Origin of the sequence: Thiohalospira halophila DSM 15071 (genome assembly GCF_900112605.1) — a bacterium.
GTDB classification, from domain to species: Bacteria; Pseudomonadota; Gammaproteobacteria; order Thiohalospirales; family Thiohalospiraceae; genus Thiohalospira; species Thiohalospira halophila.
This window is the reverse complement of sequence record NZ_FOMJ01000022.1, coordinates 1-1,635: the sequence shown is the minus strand read 5'-3', so window position 1 is coordinate 1,635 and position 1,635 is coordinate 1. Positions and strand designations below refer to the sequence as shown.

The window sequence follows — 1,635 nt, the reverse complement described above, 5'->3', positions numbered from 1 at the left end:
GATGTTCTTAGAAAAGCCGGGGCGATAGGAGTGACGAGTGGCACGATATTCCCGGGAGCGGCGTGAGGCTGTAGTGGCCAAGATGTTGCCGCCCCACAACCTGAGTCCGCAGACGGTGGCCGAGCAGGAAGGCATTGCCCTGGGCACGCTGTACAAGTGGCGTAACGAGGCTCGAGCCCAAGGGACCTGCGTCCCGGATGCCGATGCCGGTGGTCCCGAAGGCTGGAGCAGCCGAGACAAGTTCGCGGCGGTCGTGGAGACGGCGGCCATGAACGAGCACGAGCGGGCGGAGTACTGCCGGAGCCGAGGCCTGTATCTCGAGCAGCTCCAGCAATGGCGGAATGACTGTGAGCGGGCGACGGAGCTGGCTGACGGCGAGCGGCAACAGAGCGGGGCCGAGGTCCGGGCGGAACGTAAACGGGCCAAGGAGCTGGAGAAGGAGCTCAAGCGCAAGGAGGCGGCACTGGCGGAGACGGCGGCCCTGCTGACGCTGCGAAAAAAAGCCGACGCGATCTGGGGGGACGGAGAGGACGCATGATCAGCGCCCCGGATCGCTACCGAGCTGTTGAGCTGATCGACGAGGCGCGGGCGGCGGGTGCCCGCCAGGCCGCGGCCTGCAAGGCGCTGGGGCTGACGGCGCGGACGTACCAGCGCTGGACGAGGGAGCGTACGGTCCAGACGGACCGGCGCCCCGAGGCTGAACGACCGAAACCCGCTCATGCCCTGACGGATGAGGAGGTGGCGGCCATCCTGGAGGCCTGTCATCGCCCGGAATGGGCCGACCTGCCTCCGGCGCAGATCATTGCGCGGCTGCTGGATGAAGAGGGTCGATATATCGCCTCCGAAGCCAGCTTCTACCGAGTCCTGCGGGCCCACGGTGAGCAGAAGCATCGGGGCCGTGCTCGAGCGCCGGTCGTCCAGGCCAAGCCGACCACGTACCGGGCGGATGCGCCCTGCCAGATTTGGTGTTGGGATATTACGTGGCTGCCCGGCCCGGTCCGGGGTCAGTTTTACTACCTGTTTCTGATCCTGGATCTGTACTCCCGCAAGGTTGTTGGCTGGGAAGTGCATGAGCGCGAGTCGGGGGCGCTGGGCGCGGAGGTGGTGGAGCGCGCTGTGCTGGCGGAGGGATGTTTGAATGAGCCGCTGGTGCTGCACTCGGACAACGGCTCCCCGATGAAGGGGGCGACCATGCTGGAGACGCTGCGGAGGCTGCAAATCGAGCCCTCTTTCAGTCGACCCCGGGTCTCCAACGACAATGCCTTTGCCGAAGCGGTCTTCCGGACCTGCAAGTACGTCCCGGGTTTTCAGACCGAGGGGTTTGGAAGTCTCGAAGCGGCTCGAGGATGGGTGCATGGTTTTGTTCGCTGGTACAACGAAGAGAACCGGCACAGCCGGATCCAGTATGTCACGCCACAGCAGCGCCACGACGGTGATGATGAGGCCATCCTGGGCGACCGTCAGGCGCGGTATGACGAGGCGAAGGCGGAGAATCCCAGGCGCTGGAGCGGGCCAACCCGGGACTGGCGTCCGGCCGGGCCGGTCTGGCTGAACCCGGAACGGCGAACGGCCTGCGAACCCGATCAAGTCGCAGCATGATGCTCGGGGATACGACAACTAGCTTGACGAACGCCG

General features: G+C 65.8%; 1 protein-coding gene. It reads left to right on the top strand.

Features of this window, described 5'->3' with window-relative positions; genetic code table 11:
• Window positions 1–37: 37 nt before the first annotated feature.
• Window positions 38–1,599, top strand: a protein-coding gene (locus BM272_RS13410) for an IS3 family transposase (RefSeq protein WP_240308143.1) whose coding sequence is annotated in 2 segments (ribosomal slippage) — window positions 38–503 and window positions 503–1,599 — 1,563 coding nt in all. Because the reading frame shifts where the segments join, the coding sequence is not laid out codon by codon here.
• Window positions 1,600–1,635 lie beyond the last annotated feature (36 nt).